Raw genomic sequence first — 23,283 nt, 5'->3', positions numbered from 1 at the left:
AGACAAAGGTGTATCTATCAGGGTTTGGTAATTACCATCAATCAGAAGCAATTCCTAAAGCACTACCCAAAGAACAAAACTCTCCTCAACAATGTCCATTCGGTTTATACGCAGAGCAATTAAGTGGAAGTGCTTTCACAAGGCCAAGGCATGTGAATTTACGCAGCTGGCTTTATCGAACCTTTCCTTCGGTAGTGCATGAAGATTACGTCCCCTATTCTAAAGGGAAAAGGCTTGTCCAGGCAAAAGATCAGGCGCCTAATCCATGGCGCTGGTCTCCGTTACCCTGCCCTACCAATCCCCAAGATTTCATCGATGGCTTATTTTACATCGCCGGCAATAACCTAACAAACGCCTTTATTTACCAATGCAATCGCTCGATGAACAACCGTTATTTTAGTAACAGTGACGGTGAACTATTGCTGGTGCCTTATCTTGGAGAAATTCTTCTTTACACAGAGTTTGGTCGACTTCCTCTGACTCCTGGCAAAATTGCAGTGATTCCTCGTGGAGTAAAATTTAAGATGGATCTGTCTTGTCCTTTGGCTTGCGGTTATCTTTGCGAAAATACTGGCTCCCCTTTTACATTGCCCCAACTGGGTCCCATTGGCGCCAACGGTTTAGCGAACCCCCGGCATTTTCTCTACCCTCAGGCAGCCTTTGAAGATCAGAGAGAAGAAGAAGTGACGCTCTTTTGCAAATATCAGCAACGATTTTGGACAGCCCAATCGCACCATTCCCCACTCAATGTGGTAGCATGGCAAGGAAATTATGCCCCTTATAGCTATGATTTATCCCTTTTCAATACGATAAATAGCGTAAGCTTTGATCATCCTGATCCCTCAATTTTCACGGTATTAACCTCTGAAAGTGACACCCCGGGTGTCGCTAATATGGATTTTGTTATTTTTCCCTCACGCTGGGTGGTTTCTGAACATACGTTCCGGCCTCCTTATTTTCATCGCAACATCATGAGCGAGCTGATGGGGTTAATTGATGGAGAATATGATGCGAAAAAAACAGGCTTTTTGCCGGGTGGCGTCAGTATCCATAATTGCATGATTGGGCATGGCCCAGATAATGAAACGTATCAAAATGCGGTCAGTCAACAATTAACACCGACTCGATACAAAGATACTTTAGCGTTTATGTTTGAAACCAAAATGCCTTGGCTAATTAGTGAAGAGGCATTAATGCATCCCGCAAGGCAATTGGATTACTCCAAGTGCTGGCAAAGTTTAGGCTCTAATTTTAGTGGCTAATAGCCGCACTGAGTTCCTGACATTAAGTTAGGAATCGGGGGCTATCACTCTATGTCCCGCGAGCAAGTCGCAGGACATAGGGGAGAGAGCTGGCCTTACTTAATGCTTTAAAACAAATCTTCCTGTGTCAAACCTACTCTTTCCAAGAGTCCTCTTAGTGTTTTTAAGGCTTCAACTTGAATTTGTCTAACGCGTTCCCGTGTTAAATCAATTTCTTTGCCAACATCTTCCAAAGTCGCTTTTTCAAAACCGCGCAAACCAAAACGTCTTGCAATGACCTGTTGTTGGTTTTCTGTTAATTTATCCAGTAAGGATTCAATATGATTACGCAAATTTTCATCCGTTAAAAGCTCTGCTGGATTCATACTGTTTTCATCAGCAATAGTATCCAACAACGATTTACTTTCATCATAACCAATAGGCGTATCGACAGAAGCCACTTTGTCATTCAAGCCCAGTAGTTTTTCAACATCCTCAAGAGGTTTGTCCACCATTTCTGCAATTTCTTCTGCTGAAGGTTCATGATCAAGCTTTTGAGTTAATTGCCTTGCGGCTCGTAAATAAACATTGAGCTCTTTTACCACATGAATGGGTAGCCTTATGGTGCGTGTTTGATTCATGATCGCCCGTTCAATGGTTTGTCTAATCCACCAAGTGGCGTACGTAGAAAAGCGAAACCCTCGATCAGGATCAAATTTTTCCACTGATTTCATCAATCCTAAATTCCCTTCCTCAATCAAATCAAGGAGCGGTAATCCACGATTAAGATAGCGCCGTGCAATCTTTACCACTAAACGCAAATTGGACTCGATCATTTTTTTACGCGCCGCAGCATCACCTTTAAGTGCGAGCCTCGCGTAATGGACTTCTTCTTCAGCTGAGAGCAATGGAGAAAACCCAATTTCGCTCAAATAAATTTGTGTCGCATCCATAATTTTGGACGCTTGTCTGCCTCTCTGAAAACTAGGGAATGCCTCTTCATCACTAAAATCAGGGAGGTCTTCCTCTACTTCCTCAACGACGTCAGTTGGCTCTTCAGAGAGCAACACTTCCTCAGTAGGAGATTCATCCCACTCTTCTTCTGGAATTTCATCTTCCTTCATTGATTCGTTATCTGCCTGCATATTTCACCTATGTGTTCATATCTCAATAAGAAAAAAACACTGCTTCATAGCATTATGGCATATAAAATATGTACAAATTGCTTATTTTTCAAGCCAAGCTCTCTTAACCCTTTAAATAATCCAAAGGATTAACTGGTTTCCCAGCCTTTCTAATTTCAAAATGGACGCCCCAATATCTTCTATCGATAACACCCATTTCGGCAATAATTTGTCCAGCTTTAACGTTTTGCCCTTCCTTAACCCTATTTCTTGAGTTGTTACCGTAGGCAGTAAGGTATTGATCATTGTGTTTAATGATGATCAAATTTCCATACCCAGAAAGCCCACTGCCTGCATAAGCAACTACTCCACTGGACGCTGCTCGTATCTTTTCACCTTTTTTACCAGCAATATCTATGCCTTTTTTTCCTTGCTGAGGAGCAAATCGGGCTGCAACCCGACCGTTGACAGGCCAAATCCATTTTTGACCTTGATTAGAGACTGCTCCATACCTATGAGGTTTGGCATTAGAATAGCTATTCTGTTTAGTGCGAGCTACGTAGCGTGCAGTACGTGTTGTCCTCATTGGCAAAAATCGAGCACGAGGAGCTATTCCTCTAACACGTAAAACCTGACCCACTCTTAATGCAAAAGGTCTATGCAAGTGGTTCATTGCAGCCAGTTGTCGATAATCTTGATCATAGCGAAAAGCAACGGCATAAAGCGTATCACCGCGCTGCACAATGTGAGTGGTTTTATTGGGATTCTGTGGTTTCCATTTTAACTCAACCACCGGGGCTAAGCTGGGCCTGGAGGTACAAGCAGCAAGCAGTATTATTAGTATTAATACGCACAATTTGTACATATTTATCTCGGGTAAAGAATAGTATTGGTAAATTAGCACTACACTTTAGCGGTTATCTGATTGTAAGGCCATAGAAAAATGCAATTTATACGCTCCAATTAATTTCATGAACCCAAGCAGATAAGGTATCAAATACCTTATAATGCGTCATATCGAGTTGTAGAGGAGTAATCGATACACAATTTTGAGCAATGGCATAAAAATCGGTACCAGGCCCAGCATCTGCTTCGACGCCAGAAGGCCCTACCCAGTAAATCGGACGTCCACGAGGGTCATATTCCTTAACAACAGGTTCCGCTGCATGCCGAGTCCCCAAACGTGTGACTTCAATTCCCCGGATTTTTTCTAATGGCAAATCAGGAATATTAACATTTAAGATCGTTTGAGACGGCAATAAATTAGCACGCATTTTAAGAACTAATTGCCGGGCAATTGCCGCAGCAGCATCATAATGCTGAATATTTTCCCCAACCATCGAAAAGGCAATGGCTGGCAGTCCCAAATACCGTCCTTCCATCGCTGCGGCAACCGTTCCTGAGTAGAGAATATCATCACCGAGATTAGCTCCGTCATTGATTCCTGAAACCACCATGTCAGCAGTGGGTTCAAGAAACCCAGTTAAAGCTAAATGCACGCAATCAGTAGGCGTGCCTTCTACACTGTAATAGCTATTATCTAATTGCTTAATTCTCAGTGGCCTTGTCAAAGTGAGGGAATTGCTGGCACCACTGCGATTTCGATCGGGAGCAACCACCACGACTTCTGCAATGGTCGCCATTTCATTAGCAAGTGCTCGTATGCCTGGGGCATACACACCATCATCGTTACTTACCAAAATTCTCATACTAACTCTCTGGGGATTCTATCCATCGGACTACTGCTAAAAACTCAGCCAACTGCTCTTCATTTTTTTTCACTGTTTCTCTAAGCGCGGGTTGATTAGGATTGGTGTTTAAATCAGCTTGTTGACGCGCTAATGTTTCTTGCAGTGACAGTATTTTTTTACCAAACGCTTGCGGATTGATTTGCAATTGAAAAGCCAGCTCATTCACACTCGTTGCAATATTGGCTAACTGTTCACAACTGAGCCGAGAGGACTGCCCTGTAGAACAATTTTTTATCGCATCTTGTAATACTTGCGGATGCGTTCGATAGTATTGTTCATTACTTTGAGTCGAACAAGCAGCTAATATCAATGGCATGCAGGCCATCAACAAGTACTTTATCATTACCAACCTCTGGGCATTTATAATAAAACTGCCGATGTTACCATTTGTGGTACACTAACGCCATGTTCGCCCTTCATTTTAGAACTATAATTTTTTACTGCATTGAATACATGCTGCTTATTAGTTATTGTTATGCCCTTTCGATTTGATGAAAAATAATTATGCTAGACTTCAAAATTATTCGTGATGAGCAAACTGGAGAACTCCACATCGAAACCGCTATCTTCGGTAAACCGTTGCTCACTATCCCTCAACTGAATAAAGGCACAGCTTTTACCCGGGAAGAGCGGCGTGCGTTTGGTTTACTTGGTAAACTTCCCCATCGCATCGAAACGTTAGATGAGCAGGTCAATCGCAGTTATTTACAATATTCCAGCTATAAAACGCGTCTTCAGCAAAACATTTACCTCAATAATTTGCATGATAAAAATCAGGTTTTGTTCTACAAACTGCTAAGCCAGCACTTAGGAGAAATGCTTCCTACCATTTATACCCCCATTGTAGGGACTGCCGTTAAACGGTTCAGCCATGAATACCGCCAACCAAGAGGCTTATATATTGCCCATTCTGATGTAAATCAAATTGAAGAAATTATAAACAATCGCTCAAATCCTGAAATCGATTTAATCGTAGTCACAGATGGGGAAGGTGTATTGGGTATTGGCGATCAAGGGATCGGCGGCATGGATATTCCGGTTGCCAAACTCATGGTGTACTCCCTGTGTGGCGGTATTAATCCCATTCGCACTTTACCCGTTTTTCTTGATGTGGGCACAAATAACCAAGAATTACTTAATGACCCGTTATACCTTGGCTGTCAACACCCACGTATCGCACAAGAGCAATATGATGCTTTTATTCAGACTTTTGTTGATGCGGTGCGCAGGCATTTTCCTAATGCTTTCTTGCATTGGGAAGATTTCGGCCGAAACAATGCTAGACGAATCTTAGATCAATACCAAGATCAATTATGCACTTTTAATGATGATATTCAGGGCACGGGCGCTGTCACTTTATCGGCATTATTGGCTGCCTGCGATGTGACTGGCATCAATCTTACCGATCATCGAATTGTGGTTTTTGGTGCAGGTTCTGCAGGGACGGGTATAAGCGATCAGATCGTTGAAGCCATGATGAGGCAAGGATTAAGTAAGGAAGACGCTTATAAACGCTTTTGGCTTATCGATCGCCAAGGCCTTTTAGTGGATTCTGATTTAGAACTTACAGAGGCCCAAAAACCTTATGCGCGTGCAAAAGCTGAAATTGCTTGGTGGCCTACTCATAATAAACAACTACCCAGCTTAACTGACACCGTCAGGCAAGTGAAGCCTACTATTTTAATCGGTTGCTCCGCCCAACCCGGTACTTTCTCTCAAGAAATTGTGGAAATCATGGCCTCAGCTTGTGAGCGCCCTATTATTTTTCCTCTTTCAAATCCTGATGAAAAATGTGAAGCACAACCTGCTGATCTTTTAGCGTGGAGTCAAGGCAAAGCATTAATAGCCACTGGAACTGCTTTCCCTGCAGTAGATTATCAAAACCGTTTATTAGAAATTGCCCAATGCAATAATGCGTTAGTCTTTCCTGGAATAGGTTTAGGAATTATCGCGGTACAAGCTTCGCGATTATCCAAAGAAATGATCTGGGCCGCAGCTTCCACATTAAGTGAATACGCACCCAGTAAACAGCACAGCTTCGCTCCGTTGCTTCCTTCACTTAATGAAGCACAAGTGGTCGCTAAACACATTGCCGTCGCCGTGGCTACTACGGCGATAAAAGAAGGATTAGCACAAAAGAATCAAGATGCAGAGATCGAGAAGTTGATTCAAGATTTATTTTGGGAACCCCGGTATTTGCCTTTCAGAAGAACTGAATGCAAATAATTGCTCCTCTCTAATCAACTTTCTGAGCAATCACTGAACGATGAGCATAGACCCAAGCTTCAGTACCTGAAACCAAATGAACGTTGATTCGTACGTAATCGTCAACTTCGTATTCGTCTGCTTTTACTAGTTCCGCCTCGGTGAGCTCAAAGACCATTCCTGCAACTTGATCCCTCTCTTGACCTGTTGGCACAAGTATCTGATGCACTGCCTTACCGCTCACCCTTAGGACATGAGGATCCGTTATTTGCAAATCCCTTAACACATAGCCTTTTAAGCTGTCTTTTTTACCTTCTAAATGCCTTGAGAAAGTAGCCATCTGCACTGACGCCAATTGCAGAGTGCCGTAAGAAAAGAGTTTTGGCATGAAATTATCCGTTTGGTTTAAATACCGGAGATATTACGTCCTCTAACTCAAAATTTAAAGCCAAATGAGGAAGAATGAGTTTCAACTATTGTTTTAACCTGCCACAATATGGCAGGATCTTTTTTCTTGATTTTATCGGGATTCCAACCTTGTCTCGCACAGAACGCCTGCTTGATTTATTACAAATCTTACGTCGCCATCGCTATCCGGTAAGCGGAGCAACGCTCGCCGCTGAGCTCGGTATTAGTTTGCGAACACTTTATCGAGATATTCAAACGCTACAAGCACAAGGGGCTCAAATTGATGGTGAACCAGGAATTGGTTATCGTTTGCGGCCTTGTTTTATGCTTCCACCTTTGATGTTTTCGGAGGAGGAGCTTGAAGCGTTAGTCTTGGGTTCACGATGGGTAGCTAAAAGAACGGACTCTCGATTAGCACTTTCATCACACAATGCGTTGGCAAAAATTGCTGCCGTACTTCCCGATGATTTACGTAATAAATTAGAAACAGCCGGTCTTCTTGTTGGCCCCGGACATGAAACACCAACGGGTGACGAGGAACAAGCCTTGATCCGCCAAGCCATCCGCTCTGAGCATAAAATGGAAATTACTTATGTGGATCTTAAAGACAGCGAAACCAAACGGGTCATTTGGCCTTTCGCCATTGGTTTTTTTGATCAAGTCCGCGTTTTAGCTGCTTGGTGTGAAATTCGCCAATCTTTTCGTCATTTTCGGATTGATCGCATTAAAAAACTGACATTAATCAATCATCGCTATCCCAAAAGACGCCAAGCCCTTTTAAACGAATGGCGCGAATTAAATGGCATATCCATGCAATAATCGATCAAACACTACTGACAAAATTTGGCAGCATGTTCCTTTACGATTGAGACTCCATAACATCAATCGGAGAACTCACTATGCTTAATCCAAATTTCGTTATTCTGTATGTGGCAAACCCTCTTGCCAGTGCTGATTTCTACAGCAATTTACTTGAAAACCAACCTGTGGAATCCTCACCTACTTTTGTCATGTTTGCTCTTGAAAAGGGATTTAGACTGGGTCTTTGGTCTAAAGACACCGTTGAGCCTGCTACAGCGGCCCCTCTAGGTGGTGGGTCTGAACTCGTTATTTTAGTTCCCAATTCAGAGGCTGTGCATGAGCGATATGAAAACTGGCGAAAAAGGGGTTTAACCATTATCCAAGAACCTGTCAGGATGGATTTCGGTCTTAATTTTGTTGCTGTCGATCCAGATGGGCATCGGATACGTGTTTATGAGCATAGCTAAGCTTGAAGCCAGTATCAAAAGAACTTTCGTTTTCATTAGGCTATTCAAAAAAATCCACATACTGCGGTTTTTCCGCAGTATTCAGCCGTTCTGAGTAAAAATTTAGAAGCCGCGAACAAGTCGCGGCACGTCGTCTAGATTGTAGCCATCAAATTTTGTGGGTACGCTAATTAGCGCCTATCGTGGCTGGTAAACCTCTTGTTGAATACCCCCTACAACCCATGTTTTGTTGTTAAAGAATTGGCGGAAATGCCAAATTTCATCGAGTTGTGTCTGTTCGCCGTTTTCCTTTAGCGTTCCAGTGAAGCGCACACTTGCCATAGTGGAATCCGCCTGTTGCGACACATCCAATAATTGCGCCTCCAAGTTAAGCACTTCTGTTTTGTTAAGCTCATTCCCCCGCTCTTCAAGCTGCATTGTGATCTCAGCAAACACTTCGGGAGCGGTAAAATCACTCAAGTCTTGCAAATTCTTTTGGTCATAAGCTGCTTGTAAGCGAATAAATTTCACTTTAGCGTCGCGTAGAAAAGCTTCCGGCTCAAACCCAGCGGGATAAGTAGTAAAAGAGCTACCACTCGAATTTCCTGCGTAAAATTGCGTTGAACGATTGTTAAATGGATTTTGTTTAAACGCGTTCGTTTGTGCCGATTGAAATCCAGGCTGCATTTTTCTACGTAAAAAGTTAATGATAAAAAAGGCGATTGAGCCTAAAATTAGCCAAGATAACAAACCGCTTCCCAATCCATTTCCCATAAACAAGCTTGTTAATAAACTACCAATTAGCAAACCACCTAACATACCGCCCCATTTGCTTTTATTAGCCTGCTGCCCTAAGGATTTCATAGGTTGGGCTTTAGCAGATGAAAAAAGACTGCCATAGGAACGCTGCACACCAAAGCTTCTGCCGCCTCCGAAGCGCTTGGCTGAAGCTTCATTGATTACTAAGCCAAAAGTGAGTAATCCGATTAGCAAATAGGAAAAAAAACCACGCATTTTATTGCCCCTTCTGTTGTATGAAAGATCATTATAGCTTAACAATGGCAACTTGCTTAAGGAACAATGTAAAATTTCCGTTGGCATGAACAAAATCACCGGCTATGCTTTAACCTGGTAGGCTTAACTGGCGCAACCTGTAAACCCAAACTATGGATAAGCCATGCCCTTATCTTTCTCGACTTCCAAACCCACCTCTTGTACCTGTTTTAACAAACGTTTTCCTAACTCTATAACCTGCTTAGATCTGACTTCGCATAGGGCTAACAAGCCGCACAAATTCTGGAAGTCGTCGAGCCAGCGCGAAACACGTTGTGTCGCCCCCGGGCACACCTCTTTACCCCGCCACGGACCTCGCCGCAACCCCATGCGCGAGCCATAATTATATATGGCAAAACCCTCACCGAGTTTATTATTCAAGTGTAGAGGGAACCATGATTCAGCTTTATCATTTATCCAATTATCAAATTCTAGCGTCCTGGGAAATTCAAGCTCGGTGAATGACCGCTCTTTTCTTAATGCCAAATCGGTACGGCAGTATTCCTGGGCAATATGGACAGGCACTTCACGCTGAGCCATACCCACCACATGACACCAGTGGTTTTCCATCTGAGACCCATTCCAGTTGCTACATTGTTCATAGTAGGTCTTTAAACTACTAATCAGTGCTTGGGGATGGGTATGTCCGCGCATCGAAGTAATTTTTAAGAGAGGAGTAATAAAAGGTTTTATGTCTTCAGCGGTGCTTAATTGCGTAAGCGGTGCTAGCCGTTCTAAAGGAATGCTTGCGGACACGGGTTCCCCTGATAAACTAATCAACCTGTAATGCAGCGCACCTTGTTCAATCTTGATATAAATTTTGCCTTTTTCAGGGGCAAAGTTAGCTTCTTGTGGCATCAAACAAAACTCGGGGCCTATTAAGTCAAAGTGGGTTTCCCCTTTAACGTGCACAACCATGGGTTCACCGTTTTCACCCATTCTGGTAATCGTATAATCAAGCCCTTTACCCACTACCTCATCATATTGTTGCTTTAAACGGGTTCGTATGTCGGCTACCTCGACTTTAGTCAGCGTCATCACTTGGTTTCGTTGGTGTTCTGGAAGTGCCTCCCATTCTTCAGTCGGTAATGCGCGAGCATAAGCCTCATCTAAGGCTTTCAACATTCTCTCCCATAGATGCCAATCCCTTGCCCATAACGCATACTGGAAAGCAGAGATGTTTTTAAAGCGCCTTCCAGAATAATCTTCAACATCATTTCTGGCGATTAAGCTGCGAATTAAATGGGGTGACATCGCAAAGAAGTTTACCACCTCCTCTTCTTTGCCTTGCGCAGTGAACAATAACAGTTTGCTGGCTAAATGCCGGGGTTGAGTTAAATGGTAAAAAAAGCGGTTCGCTGAGACAAAATCGGCAAGCGGGGTGATTTTCCTTGTGCTTTCCTCACCGGTTTTTTCATCGATGAGGGGGAGTACATCGCTGGTAGGGATAAAATCGGCAATGTGTTCGGCCAGTTCATGAATCGCTACAGGATTGCTTGGCGAGATTTCAGCTGACCTCACTTCAGAGACTCCAGTGCTGGATTGACAGGCAGCAAGAGTATTCTTTTTTTGAATGAGTAATTCGAGCTGAACTCTAGTGTTTCGGGTAGGGTGTGTGGGCATCTTTAGGGTATCCCGCTCTCTTACAAAAATAGCATATTTTATACTTTATGGATTTTATTTATAGATTCTCATGCGAACATGGGGTATTCAAATCGCCAGTAACAACCCTTGTTAAGCATAGATAGTACACGTCCTTGGAAAATTGGCCGCCGCTTCCTTAATTGTGCGTGGGCGAGTAAGATTGTAGGGCAAATTTTGACGCGTTGAATTCGCGTGCGCGACTATAGATTGTCTTATAAACCGATTAGGACTTTGCATGCACTCATTAAAAATTGAAAAACTAAGACAGGACACCCCTGGCTGTAGCCAAGTGTTACATTTGAACAATGCAGGAGCATCTCTACCCCCGATACCCGTGCTCAATGCAGTAAAAAACCATCTGGACTTGGAAGCAAATAGGGGCGGTTATGAAGCAGCAGACTATCATTTTGACCAGTCTGAGCAACTGTATCAACACGCCGCTCGACTGATCAATTGTGATCCGGAAGAGATTGCCTTCGCTGAAAACGCCACACGCGCTTGGGAGATGGCTTTTTATAGTTTTAAATTGCAAAAAGGAGACAAAATAGTTACCTCCGTTTGCGAATACGCAAGTAATTACTTAGCCTTTCTTCATCGGGCGAAGCAACAAGGCGTGGAAATTGTAGTGATTGCGAATGATGAAACCGGGCAACTTGATTTAGAAGATTTAGAAAAAAAATTGGATGAAAAAGTTAAATTAATCGCGCTCACTCATGTGCCTACTCAAGGTGGATTAATAAATCCTATCGTTGCAGCAGGAAAAATAGCCAAAAAGCATGGCGTTCCTTATCTGGTTGATACAACCCAATCCGTAGGACAAATGCCTATTGATGTGCAAGAAATTGGTTGTGATTTTTTATGTGCTACCGGACGAAAATATCTGCGAGGTCCACGCGGAACAGGATTTTTATATGCTCGCAAATCCATCATTAGCCAATATGAACCACCCTTTGTCGATCTTCACGCGGCGCAATGGATAGCTGATAACGATTATCAGCTAAGAACAGACGCTCGTCGTTTTGAAACCTGGGAACAAAATGTTGCTGGTAAAATTGGCCTGGCAGTTGCTATTCATTATGCTCTGGAACTCGGCATTAGTGTAACTTGGCAAAGAATCCAAATTTTAGCTGCACAGTTAAGGGAGCGATTAAAAACGATTAAAGGCGTCACTCTTCAAGATCTTGGAAAAAATAAGTGCGGAATTGTTACTTTCACGTGTAAAAATAAAGAGCCGGTTTTTATCCAAGAGCAACTGAGAAAATATCATATTAATGTTTCAATCTCATTACAAGAATATGCACGCTTAGACCTAGCCAAAAGAAATCTTGCTTCATTGGTAAGAGCATCGGTTCACTACTATAATTCTGAAGAAGAAATTGAAAAATTTTGTGAGACATTAGAATCCGTTTTGCATCAGCCAATGTGATCCTACTGCTCATAGTATTTGTCGTTGTCAATTTCTTTTAGCAAGTCCGCTTTATTATGGAAAATAGATGGGGATTGAACATGAAACGACTAATCATTTTAATGATACTAGCCTTATTACCCGTACTCGCAAAAGCAGGAAAGGATGGATCGGAACCTACCTATTATGGCTCGGGACTATGTAAGTACCCTCAATATCAATGCATTAAAATCAAAGGTGGACAAAGTTGGAAAAAATTATTTCCTGATGAAACTCAACGCGATCTCGTGCAACGATTAAACCGCACTTATAATCCCTTATATGAAGGGCAAATCATTGCTGTTCCACAAAATTTAGAGACGGTTAATCTATTCGATGTGTCTCCCTTCCCTCTGAAGATTTCCCCTTCTTCTGATAATCAAATCATTGTCGATCAAGAAAAATTGGCTTGGGGCGCTTACGACGAACAAGGGCAATTAATTAAATGGGGACCTATTTCATCAGGCAGCGACCAATGCTCGGATAACAGCAGCAAAACTTGCCGGACTTTAACTGGTATCTTTAGGGTATTTAGCAAAGAAGGTGAAAATTGCGTCTCGAATGCGTTTCCGGCAGGAAAAGGAGGCGCCAGTATGCCCTATTGCATGTTTTTCCATAAAGGTTTTGCCTTACACGGCTCGGAAGATATCCCAGGCTATCGAGCAAGCCACGGATGCGTTCGCATGTTTATTGACGATGCGAAATGGCTAAATCACGATTTCGTGAAGGCTGCGAATGTAAAAAATAATTTTGCAGGCACTGTTGTGACAATTCGCCCCCTTTATTCCGCAGATTTATTTAATAAAGGCATTGATCAAACCATTGTCAGCCCTGCAGCCAGGCATAAGAAGCATCGAAATTGATGCTCACAATCATAGAGAAATGAGATGATACTTTATTGCGAGAAGCGTTTGATTAACTAAAGATTTTGAGGTTTGCCTTACTCAAACGCTTCCAGAATAAACATCTTGATTTGAATGTATAAAAAATATACAATTAAAACAATTAATCCTCTGGAGAAATAAATGGCTTCAAATTTACATGATGTGAAAAGGCGTCAATTTAAGCTCAAACTGACAATCCTGACCAAACAGATTCTTGAAGTGTTATTAAAATACATCGATTGCGATCAAAATTACCGGGTTAATAATACCGGTTCACAATTAATTGTACGAGAGAGCACCCAGCATCCCCCTTCCGAAAAACAAAAAAAAGCAGTTGATAAACTCTTTGGTTTATTACAGCAAAAAGACTATCTCGATTTCATCGAATCCTTCGTTGAGGTGCAAGTCACCCGGGATACAAGCATTATGACCTCCAGCAGAACAATTACCTCTGTTTCTCCGCGTAAGCTGCTTTTTTTATTGGGGGTCAAAGAAGAAAAACCTGCACAGATAAATGTTGATGAAAAAACCTGGGCACTTATCCCCAAAGAAATTAGAGGTCGGTGGGACAGATTTAATGCCCCCATGCAGAAGCACATTATCAATTCCATCATGGCTGAAAATCCGGAAGAAAGATTTAGTCAAATGGTCACTGGTCGCGTTTTTAAAGATTCGGGAGATGAGCTCGTTGCTTATGCACATGGGATTCCTCGAATACCAGTGAGATTACCCAATCCCTCAGTTGCGAGCGGAGTATCTGAGGAAATCTACGATTTACGTCAGATTTTAGAGATAAAAGAGCGTCATCCAAAGGATCCGTTTTTAAGACGCAATCCTACTACGGGGGCTTATTTTAAACTCGATGAAGTCATCCCTGATGCAGAAGCTCTTGAAAACAAGAAAGACCATACGCATGAGGCAGAAGACAGAAAAATTACCCCCTAATACCCTGAACGCAAAAGTTTGGAGGATTTTATTGAAAGGGGCTAATAAAGTCCCTTTCATTTTAAGTAGGATATTAACTCAGTCGCCCATCAACAGCTCCTGTAGGTAACGAAGTAATTCCCCCAGGGCAAAAAGTGATTTGATAGCTGACTAATCCCGGAGGTGTGCAGGTAAAAGAGCTTGACTGGTCATCAAATTGATAAGAATAGGCAGTTGGACAAGTCTTTTTTAACCACATAATAGCCTTTTGCGCAGTAATAGTCCCTATCAAGTTGGTAGTCCAATCAGGATTTTTGTTAAGGCATGAAGCAGCGACTGCAGTAGGGATGGGACTGGTGTCCCAATCGACACACCCGCAACAATTGGCTAAATTGGTATTTGCGTTGTTATAGCAAGAATCAAGTGCATCCGTCGTCGTGATTTGGCATCCAAGCATATTGCCAAAGTTAGCATTAGCTGGAGTCGGCGGAGGGGTTATAGGGAATTGCCCATAAGAGGCTCCCAGCAGATTACCCATACCATATTGATTATAGAGGTTAAAAGTGCTTGACCCCCATTGAGAAGCACTAGAATAGCCAATATAATTCGCTAGAGTTGTATAACCAATAAACTCCCCACAACGTCTATTGATCGTATTCGGCGCAAGTATATTATCAAAGGCCATTCCGCATACGAGCCCCCCTGCACAACTGCTATTAGACGTACAATTATCGGGGGGTCCTGCGCTAACCCAAACCACATTAAGCGGATCTAAGCCAGAAACGTTGGGATCACCGGGATTAAATTGCCAAGAACATGATCCTAACGTTGAACCCTGAGGTTGAATGACAGCCCCTGCCCCCGTACAAGAAAAGGGGTCACTTGAAGTTGGGCCCAGCCCTTTAATCTCCACTGGGACATTAAATCCATTAATTAATGAAACATCATAAACTCCATCTGCACCAGCACTATTAATCGTAAACTCAAATTTAGTAAAAGGCGGTATAGGTTGAGGCGTTGTATTGGGTATACCGGATGTAACACAGGTTCCGGAATCGGGAAGCGACGTGCAGTTACCGGTTTCGCAAACAAAAGAACTACCCTGGAAAGCACAACCCGTTCGCGGCCATATTGCACCGTTAATGTATTCGGGGACGACAAGATTGATAACACTAGGAGCTTGGCCGGGTAATTGTGCAGGAAGCAGATAGGAAGAAGCAGGGGCACCGTTGGGTTGGCTTCCAGGCGTGGGGTCAGGTGAGTTTGACCCTCCACTCCCATTCGCTATTCCGTACCAAACATTAAAAGGGCATTGATTAACAAAATGGACAACATGGGTACTTGGATTATTGCTGTTTACTCTCGATGAGGTTGAAGCAGTTGCCACTTGGCCTCCTGATGTCACACTGGCTGATACAACCATATTTGCAGCCGGATTTTGTGGCACAATAGAAGCGAGTATAGAGCAACTTCCTTGCGGCGGAAGCGTTTGGTTTGAACACGTATCAGAACCAGTAGTGACTACAGCTTGCGAATTATTTACCACTGCCTGTATACCAGCTGAAAAACTGACATTAAGGTTCACAGGTCCTAAAATCGCTGGTGCATTCGAGCAAGGGTTTGTGAACACAAATTTAACCAAATTATCTGCAAACTGATAAGTGTTTACCGGCAAAGGGAGTGGGTTACTGCCTACTACACTGCAACTTGAAGGTGGCGTCGGCCCATTGGCTACCGCTAGTAAAGGTGGTAAAGGGATACGATTCAAGTGATACCCATAAGTAAGCTGGATGAATGAGGTGCCAACGCCCTGCGGAAAAAAGGTGATCGCTATTAAACAACTAGTGCCTGGAAATAATGGATAGCCATTGCAATTATCTTGAATATAAAACCACTCATGGCTTTTAATAAATGTTGTGTTAATCGTAGTAGTAAACGGAAGGTTATTCGATAAAGTATAAACGACCGTGGAAGCGCCACCTGGACCTACCGGAGAAAATCCACTGATTGGCTGAAGAGACCAGGCCACTGGATCGACGGCTGCCATACTTCCCTGAACATAAAAAAAGGATAGAACCCATATTAGGCCTATACGAATCATCGCCATACAACCCCTCCAACTGATTATAAAAAGGGAACTTCAGTAGAAGAGGCCCTACTACCGATCACCTAATAAATAACTCACACTTAACATGGCAGCATTGGATTTATAACTTCCTAGATTAAGTGATTGCCCTGCCCAAGTACCCATGCCGCTTCCAGAGGATACGCTGCCCAGATCTTGGTATTCGTAACCTAAGGAAACGATAATGCGACTACCAAACTGAACGTCTAGTCCTGCCCCCAAATTATATGCAAATTGTGTAGTCCAATTATCCGCAAAGGCGGGGCTAATCCGCGGAGTCACTCCTGGCAGGGAAGCTTCGCTGTAACCACGAGCGCGGTTAAAAGCAGCGCCAAACCCTCCACTTAAATAAGGTGCGAATGTCCTGTATTGAAAAAAGTTAAGCTTGGCAGTGGCTAATGCAACATCGGAGTATATTTGCCAACTGTAGTTATAATTGCCAAATTCGGGCATCGAATACTGAAGCACAGATTTACCCACATCGCGAGCAAACACACGGTGATAGCGTAATCCCAAGGCAAACGCAGGTATCCAACTGTTATTAAGCTCCCAACGATACCCTCCCGCAGCGCCTGCAAATGCCTGATCATGAACACCTGAAAGATAGGTATCTTGGTTGTAAGGAGCCTGGGCATTGGAACCGTTGTTGACGGTTATTTTATGAGTAATATCATTCCATTGGACACCGCCTAAAACCCCGATATACCAATTCTCATTGATTAAGGCAAAGTGCTCAACGGGTTCTTTTTCCAGCGGTTCTTTTTCTGGTCGTATTATTTTGTGTGATGCATAACCTTTTTGCCCACGTTTAGTGATGGGGGTTTCGGAAATTGGCTTACGCACCACTCTCGACCTTGCCTGAGCAACAACGGTCTTTACTTCTGCTATCGAACGTAAAGGCCCGACCATAACGACATAGTTTCCCCCTCTTCGTTCAATTTTAATGGGTTGAGCAATCTTCGCCTGCATTTTTTCCTGAAAATGGTAGGCATTTAATTTAGCCGAAAAATTCCCTAATTGAATAAAGAAAGCGCCATTGGTTTTGCCGTGATAGTGATCGACACTTTCTAAACCATAGAAAGTCACTGCATGGGAGAAAGACTGAGTTAAGAATAAAGCCATTAGAGCAAAGGTAGCGGACTTAAGACAAAGCCGTTTCATTTATCATCCCTAATCAGAAAATTCAGCAAATAAAGTAACTGATCAGCGCTTTAAAAACAATGGGAAAACGGCAGTATTTGTATGAAATTAAACAATAAATCAGGGTTTAGTGCTCTGAAAATTAACAGTTACTGTTTTAGCAGTCCCATTTTCAGGTTCCCAAGGTCTGGCGTACTTTAAATTTATGGCAGTGGTTGCTGGGTAAGATTTGCCCTCAACTAACTCAAAAGTAAAGGACATTTGTCCACCCGCTCCTATCAAGTTGGATTGCGGTGCAATATACTGGCTTGAGATGAGTTGCAAAAAAGATTTGTCATATTGGGTCACTGTCCATTGGTAACCTGTAGTTGGATTAGAGGGTAAGGTAATCTGAAATTTCGATTGCTTGGGGTTCACGTTAATGGTCATCGGATCTGATGCAGCAGCATTCACTAAGCTTCCCCAAAGTACCAATAAACCTACTAATATCGTTTTCATCACCAGGGTCCACCTTAGATTATTTTTCTAAGTATACTACAAGTCTTCCATCGTTGTTTTTCAACTCTGCAAGATCAGGCAAGCGCGCATCTCATGGTTGAACATCAATACCTTTCTTTTTATCTACTACCCGCATTTTACCCTGCATAGGGAATTGAATGGGTTGGGCCAAGCCCAAAGCGTACACTACACCCATTAATTAAATACATCCTTTGCTAAATCTATCTCTAATAAGGTAATCTCTTTTCAGGGCACTTCTCTTTCCACTGCTTAAATGATTTGCATTGGACACCCTAGGGTTGCTAGGCTTTAATGAACTCAGTACTTAAGGACATTGTATGAAGGCAATTGGCTGTATCAAAGCAAAATCTAAAGAAGAAATGAATCCGCTTGTTGATCTCGAATTACCCATACCTAAAGCAACTGGCCATGATTTATTAATAGAGATTAAGGCTATTGCGGTAAATCCTGTCGATTATAAAACGCGCAGACGAGTGCAGCTTGAAGAAGGTCAACATAGCATACTGGGGTGGGATGCGTCAGGCATTGTTAAAGAAGTGGGTGACAGGGTAATTCTTTTTAATCCAGGTGATGAGGTTTGGTTTGCAGGCGATAAAACACGTCCGGGCTGTAACAGTGAATTTACTCTGGTTGATGAGCGCATTGTGGGGTTAAAACCCAAAAGCCTGTCTTTTGAACAAGCTGCCGCCCTGCCGTTAACCGCTATTACCGCCTGGGAACTGTTATTTGATCGATTACATGTCACGGCGAATCAGAAAGGCAGCTTGCTCATTACAGGTGCTGCAGGCGGAGTGGGTTCCATTTTGGTGCAACTCGCAAGTAAACTAACCGAGCTAACCGTTATTGGCACCGCTGGACGGGAAGAATCTCAACAATGGATTAAGGAACACGGTGCGCATCATGTCATTGACCATAACAAGCCGATGCTGGAACAGCTGGAAAAACTAGGCATTGGTCAAGTCGATTATGTGATTAGCTTAACGCACAGTGGCGAGCATGCAGAAGAATTAGTCAACTGTCTTAAACCGCAAGCCAAATTCGCCTTAATCGATGATCCTGAGCATCTTGATTTCAGGATTTTCAAGTTGAAAAGCATTTCCATTCACTGGGAAATGATGTTTACGCGCTCGATGTATAAAACTTATGACATGATTAATCAGCACCGAATATTAACTCAAGTAGCGGATCTCGTGGATAAAGGCGTGATTAAAACGACTCTCAATCAGCACTTTGGTGCTATCAATGCAGCTAATTTAAACAAAGCGCATGAATTACTTATATCTGGTAAATCACGAGGGAAAATCGTTCTTTCGGGTTTCTAACCTGCTATTGTCTTGAAATTTGACTCCTCCATTCCAAGACAATAAACATACAACTAACGAATATTATTCAGTCAAGAGGTCTATGTTCTGCGCTTTATACGCGCAATCCACTTCGAACCTTATTCAAGATCGCCGGGATGCCTGTATACTTCACAGCGCGTAGGCAAAATGAAGACTTCTTGTGCTGAAATAAGATGCGGTTATCCTGAACACATACCTTTACTATTCACCAACATCCCGATACTCTAGAACTTATTCACCATTAACTGCTTAAGAAATGATAATGAATAAATTTTTAGGATTAATTACACCGGTTGCACTCCTGTCGATCGCTACTCATGCACACGCTACGGTTGATCCGCAATCATTAATCAAAGTTACACATGACAATAGAGCAGAATGTGTCGAGTTCTACACCTACAAGGACTCACTTTACTGCACGCACGAACCCACTTCTCAGTCTTCTGTCGTTGACCCTAAAATAAAGGATTATGAAACTCAAACGATTTTTTTCGATAATCGCCCTTGGCAAGCGGTTTGGGGCAAGAAAACCGATGAAATTACTACTGTCGAGTATATCCCAGCTGGCAATAACCTTAATCAATGGCATGAACTCGTCACCAGTCAATTTATTCCGGGAATTCAAAATACTATCACCCCTAAACAATATACCGATTTTGTTCTTAAACAATTAAAAGACTCCGGATTTCAACCCGTTGTTAACATCATTAGGGAAACTCCCCAACAAGTGCTCTTCGAATTTCGTATTGCCTCGCCTGAGAATTTTAAACAAAACGAATTACAAATCGTTAACAAAGGCAACGATGGGCTTTACGTTGTTCACTACGTCATTAAAGAGGCGGATATGGGGCAAGTAAATCGGGAGAAATGGATACAAAATTTAGAAAAAAGCCGATTTAACCGGCACTAAGCTTCGATTATAGTGATTCACAAGGTCAATCTAACCGTTAACTTTGGTGATTCGATTTGATCATAACATAATAAATGTGATACAATTTCGTCTCTTTTGAGAAATAATTTAACATTTTCAAAAACTGCGATGTGTCTTCTCCCCAATGGATTAATGAGGAGGACTGATACTAATTCAAGTTTCCATTACGAAACGGGTGCATCGCCATGATAGAAGCATTAGGCTTTTTTCAAGGCGATTACCTATCATCAAGCTATCCCCTTATTTTTAAAGCCTAATCTATTTAATCGTAAATAGAGGGCAAATTATGTTAACCGAAGAAATCATTAACTCCTATTATACCACTGGAAGTAACGAACTCGATTTGTCGAAAATGGACGACGACATTGATGATAATGATGTATTAAATGTCCTTATTTCTTTTCTAACCAAAAACCCATCCATTCATTTTATTAATTTAACTGGGCACAATGTTCGCCGTGATGGACTTAGAGCACTCGTCCACTTTCCTACTCTTAAGGGACTTGATCTCACATTAAATGATTTGGGCAACGAGGGAGCCCGCATCGTAGCAACCACAACCACTTTAGAATATGTGGACTTGTCCGATAATGGTATCGATGAAGCAGCAAAAGACTTAGCAGCAAATAAGACGATTAAAACCTTAAAGCTTTATAACAACAGTAATTTGAATGATGAAAATGCAAAATCATTTATTGACAATAATGTCCTTGAAGAACTTAGCCTCGCGAGCACTGATGTTAGTAATGCCACCTTACTCGCCTTGACCAAGAGAAATAAATCTCTAAAAAGATTAGATATGTCAGGTAATCAAGAGAGCATTACTGATACAGGTATTCTTCTTCTTCGGAAAAATAAGACTTTTGAGGAAATCAATTTATCAGAGACTGAAATAGGAGACCCAGCTCTCGCAGTGTTTTCAACCATGGCTAAATTAAGAAAGTTAAATATATCCAACACATGGGTAACCAATAAGGGAGTTCTTTATTTAAAGGGTAACAGTGTGATTGAGGAATTAAACCTACATCACACCGAAATAGAGGGTGAACCCTTGCAAGCTCTAGAAATTCTAGCAACCCTACCGAATTTAAGGCAGTTAAATTTATCTTACACGGGAGTTAATAGTACTGGTCTGCTTTATTTTAAAAATAATGCCACTATTGAAGAATTCCATTTACAACAGACTGAAATTGAAGATGAAGCCCTCAAAGTATTAGCAACCCTGCCTAAATTAAGGCAATTAAATTTATCCTACACGAGAGTTACTAGTACTGGTCTGCTTTGTTTTACCAATCATGCGACTATCGAAGAATTTCATTTACAGAAAACTAAAATTGAAGATGAAGCCCTGAAAACATTAACAACGATGCCTAAACTAAGACAGTTAAACGTGGCTAGAACTAAAATAACGAGTGATGGTATAGGTCATCTAAAAGGCAATGAAAATCTTGAGCATTTGGATTTACAAAACACTCAAATTGATAACGACGTTTTTAAAACGTTGGCCACTCTCAGCAAATTAAAAACGGTCAATGTATCTAACACTAAAGTGACCAGCGAGGCTGTAACAAAATTTCGTGCAGAGCATCCAGGCATTGAAATCGTGGCAAATGATCTGTTGGTTCTTGAAATACAAGACCAAACAGAGGCAAAGGTCAGTGAACCACCGTCAAAGAAAATTAAGCTCTCTGAAACAGTGTATTCGTTTATAGTCGAATGGCAGTTACCTCATAACACGCGTGATGAAAGTGCGAACAAGGAATCGACTCCCTATTCTTCATCACAAGGATAAGGGACCGCGTGTTATTGAAAATCGTCTAATGTAATCGACTTAAAAGGTACTGCTGCATGACAAACACTGATTTTTTTTCACCATTACCTCAAGAAGCTTTAGTACACATTTATTCCTATCTAGGACTTAAAGACCTTTTAAGCGCCTGGCACACGGGTAGAAAAGCGCAACAAAGGGCAGTAGAAACTGTCTTATTTGCAAAGGATGGTGTCGAATTTTATTCAAGCCAAATCAAGCTATTAACAATACTCGCCAACGCGCGCTCGATTTGCAACGGCGATGACAACTATTTGCATACCTTAGCAAAACAATTTGCTGAGAAGATGAAAAACCCTCAATTAAGCTTATCCAAGCGATTGCGAGGGTTAAAACTCCTTGGCATGATTCGGCACGTTTCGTTAGATATTACAGAGATAGTATCCAAACTTCATGATCAAGATCCGAAGGCTTGCCAAGCAGCATTAAATTGTCTAACAGAGCTAGCCCCTGCTTTAGAGAAAGAAACGCTAATTACGCTTTTTGAGCCTGTTAAAAACAAACTTAATGACAATGATTGGGGTGTTCGCCAAGCTGCATTGACTTGCTTAGCCCTCCTAGCACCCGTTTTAGCGAAAGAAACGCTAGCAACGCTTGTTGAGCCTGTTAAAAACAAACTCCATGACAATGATTGGGGTGTTCGCCAAGTCGCATTAAATTGCTTAGTTACCATAGCGCCCGTTTTAGAGAAAGGAACGCTAGCAACGCTTGCTGAGCGTTTAAAAATTAATCTTAATAATCCTAATACTCGCCTAGTAGCATTAGATGACTTTGTAACTATAGCACCGGTTTTCGATAAAGAAACGCTAACAACGCTTATTGATCCTGTTATAAATAATCTCAATAATCAAGATTCGGAGGTTCGCGAAAAGGCATTAACTTGCTTAGCCGCTATAGCACCTGCTTTAGAGAAAGAAACGCTAGCAATACTTGTTGAATCAGTTAAAAACAAACTTCATGACCCTTATCGGAATGTTTGCCAAGCCGCATTAATTTGCCTACCCGTCATGGCACCTGGTTTAGAAAAAGAAATGCTAGCAACGGTTGTTGAATCCGTTACTAACAAATTCAATGTTCAAGAGTGGATTATTCGCTATACAGCATTATATTGCTTAGCCACCATAGCACCTGTTTTAGAGAAAGAAACGCTAACAACGCTTGTGGAATCGGTTAAAAATAAACTCCATGACGAACATGAAGGAGTTCGCCAAGCCGCATTAAAATGCTTTGCAGCAATAGTACCGCTTCTGGATAAAGAAACACTAACAACGCTTGTGGGATCGGTTAAAACCAATCTTAATAATCAAGAAACTAATCTTCACCAAGCAGCATTAAATTGCTTAGCAACAATAGCACCATTTCTCGATAAAGAAACGCTAACAACGTTTGTTGATCTTGTTATAAATAATCTCAATAACCCAGATTCTAAGATTCGCGAAACAGCATTAAATTGCTTAACAGCAATAGTACCT

General features: G+C 42.0%; 21 protein-coding genes. 11 read left to right on the top strand and 10 right to left on the bottom strand.

Going from position 1 to position 23,283, the window contains the following annotated elements; all coding sequences use genetic code 11:
* Positions 1 to 8: 8 nt before the first annotated feature.
* The gene (gene hmgA, locus B5D33_RS03425; protein WP_058453236.1) at positions 9 to 1,262 is read left to right on the top strand and encodes a homogentisate 1,2-dioxygenase; all 1,254 of its coding nucleotides are present in this window, start codon (positions 9 to 11) and stop codon (positions 1,260 to 1,262) included.
* Between the two features lie 107 nt (positions 1,263 to 1,369).
* On the opposite strand, the gene rpoS is transcribed toward hmgA, so the two are convergent.
* The 4 genes from rpoS to B5D33_RS03405 all read right to left on the bottom strand — a co-directional run bounded on the left by rpoS (position 1,370) and on the right by B5D33_RS03405 (position 4,459).
* The gene (rpoS, locus tag B5D33_RS03420; RefSeq protein WP_058453237.1) at positions 1,370 to 2,386 is read right to left on the bottom strand and encodes an RNA polymerase sigma factor RpoS; all 1,017 of its coding nucleotides are present in this window, start codon (positions 2,384 to 2,386) and stop codon (positions 1,370 to 1,372) included.
* Between the two features lie 103 nt (positions 2,387 to 2,489).
* Positions 2,490 to 3,230, bottom strand: coding sequence for a peptidoglycan DD-metalloendopeptidase family protein (locus B5D33_RS03415; RefSeq protein ID WP_058453238.1), 741 nt, complete (start codon positions 3,228 to 3,230; stop codon positions 2,490 to 2,492).
* Positions 3,231 to 3,315: 85 nt separating this feature from the next.
* Entirely contained in the window at positions 3,316 to 4,074 is a 759-nt protein-coding gene (surE, locus tag B5D33_RS03410; RefSeq protein ID WP_058453239.1) for a 5'/3'-nucleotidase SurE, read from the bottom strand.
* A 1-nt stretch (position 4,075) separates the two neighbouring features.
* Complete coding sequence (locus tag B5D33_RS03405; RefSeq protein ID WP_065240038.1) at positions 4,076 to 4,459, bottom strand: hypothetical protein; 384 nt, start codon at positions 4,457 to 4,459, stop codon at positions 4,076 to 4,078.
* Positions 4,460 to 4,620: 161 nt separating this feature from the next.
* On the opposite strand from B5D33_RS03405, the gene B5D33_RS03400 reads away from it, so the two are divergent.
* Positions 4,621 to 6,342: an NAD-dependent malic enzyme gene (locus B5D33_RS03400; RefSeq protein WP_058453241.1), complete on the top strand. Its 1,722-nt coding sequence runs from the start codon at positions 4,621 to 4,623 to the stop codon at positions 6,340 to 6,342.
* 10 nt (positions 6,343 to 6,352) lie between these two features.
* On the opposite strand, the gene B5D33_RS03395 is transcribed toward B5D33_RS03400, so the two are convergent.
* Positions 6,353 to 6,709, bottom strand: a complete 357-nt coding sequence (locus B5D33_RS03395; RefSeq protein WP_058453242.1) for a gamma-glutamylcyclotransferase family protein — start codon at positions 6,707 to 6,709, stop codon at positions 6,353 to 6,355.
* 74 nt (positions 6,710 to 6,783) lie between these two features.
* Here B5D33_RS03395 and B5D33_RS03390 point away from each other — a divergent pair, with 74 nt between their 5' ends.
* Together B5D33_RS03390 and B5D33_RS03385 are read left to right on the top strand one after the other, a co-directional pair.
* Entirely contained in the window at positions 6,784 to 7,548 is a 765-nt protein-coding gene (locus tag B5D33_RS03390) for a helix-turn-helix transcriptional regulator (RefSeq protein WP_234802446.1), read from the top strand.
* Between the two features lie 80 nt (positions 7,549 to 7,628).
* Positions 7,629 to 7,997: a VOC family protein gene (locus B5D33_RS03385; protein ID WP_058453243.1), complete on the top strand. Its 369-nt coding sequence runs from the start codon at positions 7,629 to 7,631 to the stop codon at positions 7,995 to 7,997.
* A 177-nt stretch (positions 7,998 to 8,174) separates the two neighbouring features.
* On the opposite strand, the gene B5D33_RS03380 is transcribed toward B5D33_RS03385, so the two are convergent.
* Together B5D33_RS03380 and B5D33_RS03375 are read right to left on the bottom strand one after the other, a co-directional pair.
* Positions 8,175 to 8,990 carry a Tim44 domain-containing protein gene (locus tag B5D33_RS03380; RefSeq protein WP_058453244.1) on the bottom strand — a complete coding sequence of 272 codons (816 nt, stop codon included), beginning with the start codon at positions 8,988 to 8,990 and terminating at the stop codon, positions 8,175 to 8,177.
* Between the two features lie 150 nt (positions 8,991 to 9,140).
* Positions 9,141 to 10,652 carry a hypothetical protein gene (locus B5D33_RS03375; protein WP_078767319.1) on the bottom strand — a complete coding sequence of 504 codons (1,512 nt, stop codon included), beginning with the start codon at positions 10,650 to 10,652 and terminating at the stop codon, positions 9,141 to 9,143.
* Positions 10,653 to 10,908: 256 nt separating this feature from the next.
* Here B5D33_RS03375 and B5D33_RS03370 point away from each other — a divergent pair, with 256 nt between their 5' ends.
* From B5D33_RS03370 to B5D33_RS03360, 3 genes are all read left to right on the top strand, one after another.
* A complete protein-coding gene (locus B5D33_RS03370) occupies positions 10,909 to 12,099 on the top strand; it encodes an aminotransferase class V-fold PLP-dependent enzyme (protein ID WP_058451394.1) in 1,191 nt (396 codons plus the stop codon).
* 80 nt (positions 12,100 to 12,179) lie between these two features.
* Positions 12,180 to 12,980 (top strand): L,D-transpeptidase, encoded by an 801-nt coding sequence (locus tag B5D33_RS03365; protein ID WP_058451395.1) that lies wholly within the window; start codon positions 12,180 to 12,182, stop codon positions 12,978 to 12,980.
* Between the two features lie 162 nt (positions 12,981 to 13,142).
* On the top strand, positions 13,143 to 13,946 hold the full coding sequence (locus tag B5D33_RS03360) for a hypothetical protein (protein ID WP_058451396.1): 804 nt from the start codon (positions 13,143 to 13,145) through the stop codon (positions 13,944 to 13,946).
* Positions 13,947 to 14,019: 73 nt separating this feature from the next.
* Here the strand turns inward: B5D33_RS03360 and B5D33_RS03355 are convergent, their stop codons facing one another.
* From B5D33_RS03355 to B5D33_RS03345, 3 genes are all read right to left on the bottom strand, one after another.
* On the bottom strand, positions 14,020 to 16,032 hold the full coding sequence (locus tag B5D33_RS03355) for a thaumatin family protein (RefSeq protein ID WP_058451397.1): 2,013 nt from the start codon (positions 16,030 to 16,032) through the stop codon (positions 14,020 to 14,022).
* 51 nt (positions 16,033 to 16,083) lie between these two features.
* Entirely contained in the window at positions 16,084 to 17,211 is a 1,128-nt protein-coding gene (locus B5D33_RS03350; protein WP_058451398.1) for an SPOR domain-containing protein, read from the bottom strand.
* Positions 17,212 to 17,310: 99 nt separating this feature from the next.
* Positions 17,311 to 17,688: a protease inhibitor I42 family protein gene (locus B5D33_RS03345; RefSeq protein ID WP_058451399.1), complete on the bottom strand. Its 378-nt coding sequence runs from the start codon at positions 17,686 to 17,688 to the stop codon at positions 17,311 to 17,313.
* Between the two features lie 338 nt (positions 17,689 to 18,026).
* Between B5D33_RS03345 and B5D33_RS03340 the strand changes: the two genes are divergently transcribed.
* From B5D33_RS03340 to B5D33_RS03325, 4 genes are all read left to right on the top strand, one after another.
* Positions 18,027 to 19,031, top strand: a complete 1,005-nt coding sequence (locus tag B5D33_RS03340; protein WP_058451400.1) for a zinc-binding alcohol dehydrogenase family protein — start codon at positions 18,027 to 18,029, stop codon at positions 19,029 to 19,031.
* Between the two features lie 283 nt (positions 19,032 to 19,314).
* A complete protein-coding gene (locus B5D33_RS03335) occupies positions 19,315 to 19,962 on the top strand; it encodes a hypothetical protein (protein WP_058451401.1) in 648 nt (215 codons plus the stop codon).
* A gap of 307 nt (positions 19,963 to 20,269) precedes the next feature.
* Positions 20,270 to 21,775: a leucine-rich repeat domain-containing protein gene (locus B5D33_RS03330; RefSeq protein WP_058451402.1), complete on the top strand. Its 1,506-nt coding sequence runs from the start codon at positions 20,270 to 20,272 to the stop codon at positions 21,773 to 21,775.
* A 56-nt stretch (positions 21,776 to 21,831) separates the two neighbouring features.
* Positions 21,832 to 23,283 (top strand): hypothetical protein (locus tag B5D33_RS03325; RefSeq protein ID WP_139364740.1); only part of this gene is annotated, 1,452 nt, incomplete at its 3' end.

This window comes from Legionella maceachernii (assembly GCF_900167045.1).
Taxonomy (GTDB): domain Bacteria; phylum Pseudomonadota; class Gammaproteobacteria; order Legionellales; family Legionellaceae; genus Tatlockia; species Tatlockia maceachernii.
The sequence above is the reverse complement of the archived record's forward strand: the minus strand, read 5'-3'. Positions and strand labels throughout refer to the sequence as shown.

What these genes read in the sequence shown, in the direction of transcription:
- B5D33_RS03360 (WP_058451396.1), top strand. Translation starts at nt 13,143, where the DNA reads ATGGCTTCAAATTTACATGATGTGAAAAGGCGTCAATTTAAGCTCAAA.
- B5D33_RS03335 (WP_058451401.1), top strand. Translation starts at nt 19,315, where the DNA reads ATGAATAAATTTTTAGGATTAATTACACCGGTTGCACTCCTGTCGATC.
- B5D33_RS03330 (WP_058451402.1), top strand. Translation starts at nt 20,270, where the DNA reads ATGTTAACCGAAGAAATCATTAACTCCTATTATACCACTGGAAGTAAC.
- B5D33_RS03345 (WP_058451399.1), bottom strand. Translation starts at nt 17,688, where the DNA reads ATGAAAACGATATTAGTAGGTTTATTGGTACTTTGGGGAAGCTTAGTG.
- B5D33_RS03390 (WP_234802446.1), top strand. Translation starts at nt 6,784, where the DNA reads ATGAGTTTCAACTATTGTTTTAACCTGCCACAATATGGCAGGATCTTT.
- B5D33_RS03385 (WP_058453243.1), top strand. Translation starts at nt 7,629, where the DNA reads ATGCTTAATCCAAATTTCGTTATTCTGTATGTGGCAAACCCTCTTGCC.
- B5D33_RS03350 (WP_058451398.1), bottom strand. Translation starts at nt 17,211, where the DNA reads ATGAAACGGCTTTGTCTTAAGTCCGCTACCTTTGCTCTAATGGCTTTA.
- rpoS (WP_058453237.1), bottom strand. Translation starts at nt 2,386, where the DNA reads ATGCAGGCAGATAACGAATCAATGAAGGAAGATGAAATTCCAGAAGAA.
- B5D33_RS03355 (WP_058451397.1), bottom strand. Translation starts at nt 16,032, where the DNA reads ATGGCGATGATTCGTATAGGCCTAATATGGGTTCTATCCTTTTTTTAT.
- B5D33_RS03400 (WP_058453241.1), top strand. Translation starts at nt 4,621, where the DNA reads ATGCTAGACTTCAAAATTATTCGTGATGAGCAAACTGGAGAACTCCAC.
- B5D33_RS03380 (WP_058453244.1), bottom strand. Translation starts at nt 8,990, where the DNA reads ATGCGTGGTTTTTTTTCCTATTTGCTAATCGGATTACTCACTTTTGGC.
- B5D33_RS03395 (WP_058453242.1), bottom strand. Translation starts at nt 6,709, where the DNA reads ATGCCAAAACTCTTTTCTTACGGCACTCTGCAATTGGCGTCAGTGCAG.
- B5D33_RS03415 (WP_058453238.1), bottom strand. Translation starts at nt 3,230, where the DNA reads ATGTACAAATTGTGCGTATTAATACTAATAATACTGCTTGCTGCTTGT.
- B5D33_RS03370 (WP_058451394.1), top strand. Translation starts at nt 10,909, where the DNA reads ATGCACTCATTAAAAATTGAAAAACTAAGACAGGACACCCCTGGCTGT.
- B5D33_RS03340 (WP_058451400.1), top strand. Translation starts at nt 18,027, where the DNA reads ATGAAGGCAATTGGCTGTATCAAAGCAAAATCTAAAGAAGAAATGAAT.
- B5D33_RS03375 (WP_078767319.1), bottom strand. Translation starts at nt 10,652, where the DNA reads ATGCCCACACACCCTACCCGAAACACTAGAGTTCAGCTCGAATTACTC.
- surE (WP_058453239.1), bottom strand. Translation starts at nt 4,074, where the DNA reads ATGAGAATTTTGGTAAGTAACGATGATGGTGTGTATGCCCCAGGCATA.
- B5D33_RS03405 (WP_065240038.1), bottom strand. Translation starts at nt 4,459, where the DNA reads ATGATAAAGTACTTGTTGATGGCCTGCATGCCATTGATATTAGCTGCT.
- B5D33_RS03365 (WP_058451395.1), top strand. Translation starts at nt 12,180, where the DNA reads ATGAAACGACTAATCATTTTAATGATACTAGCCTTATTACCCGTACTC.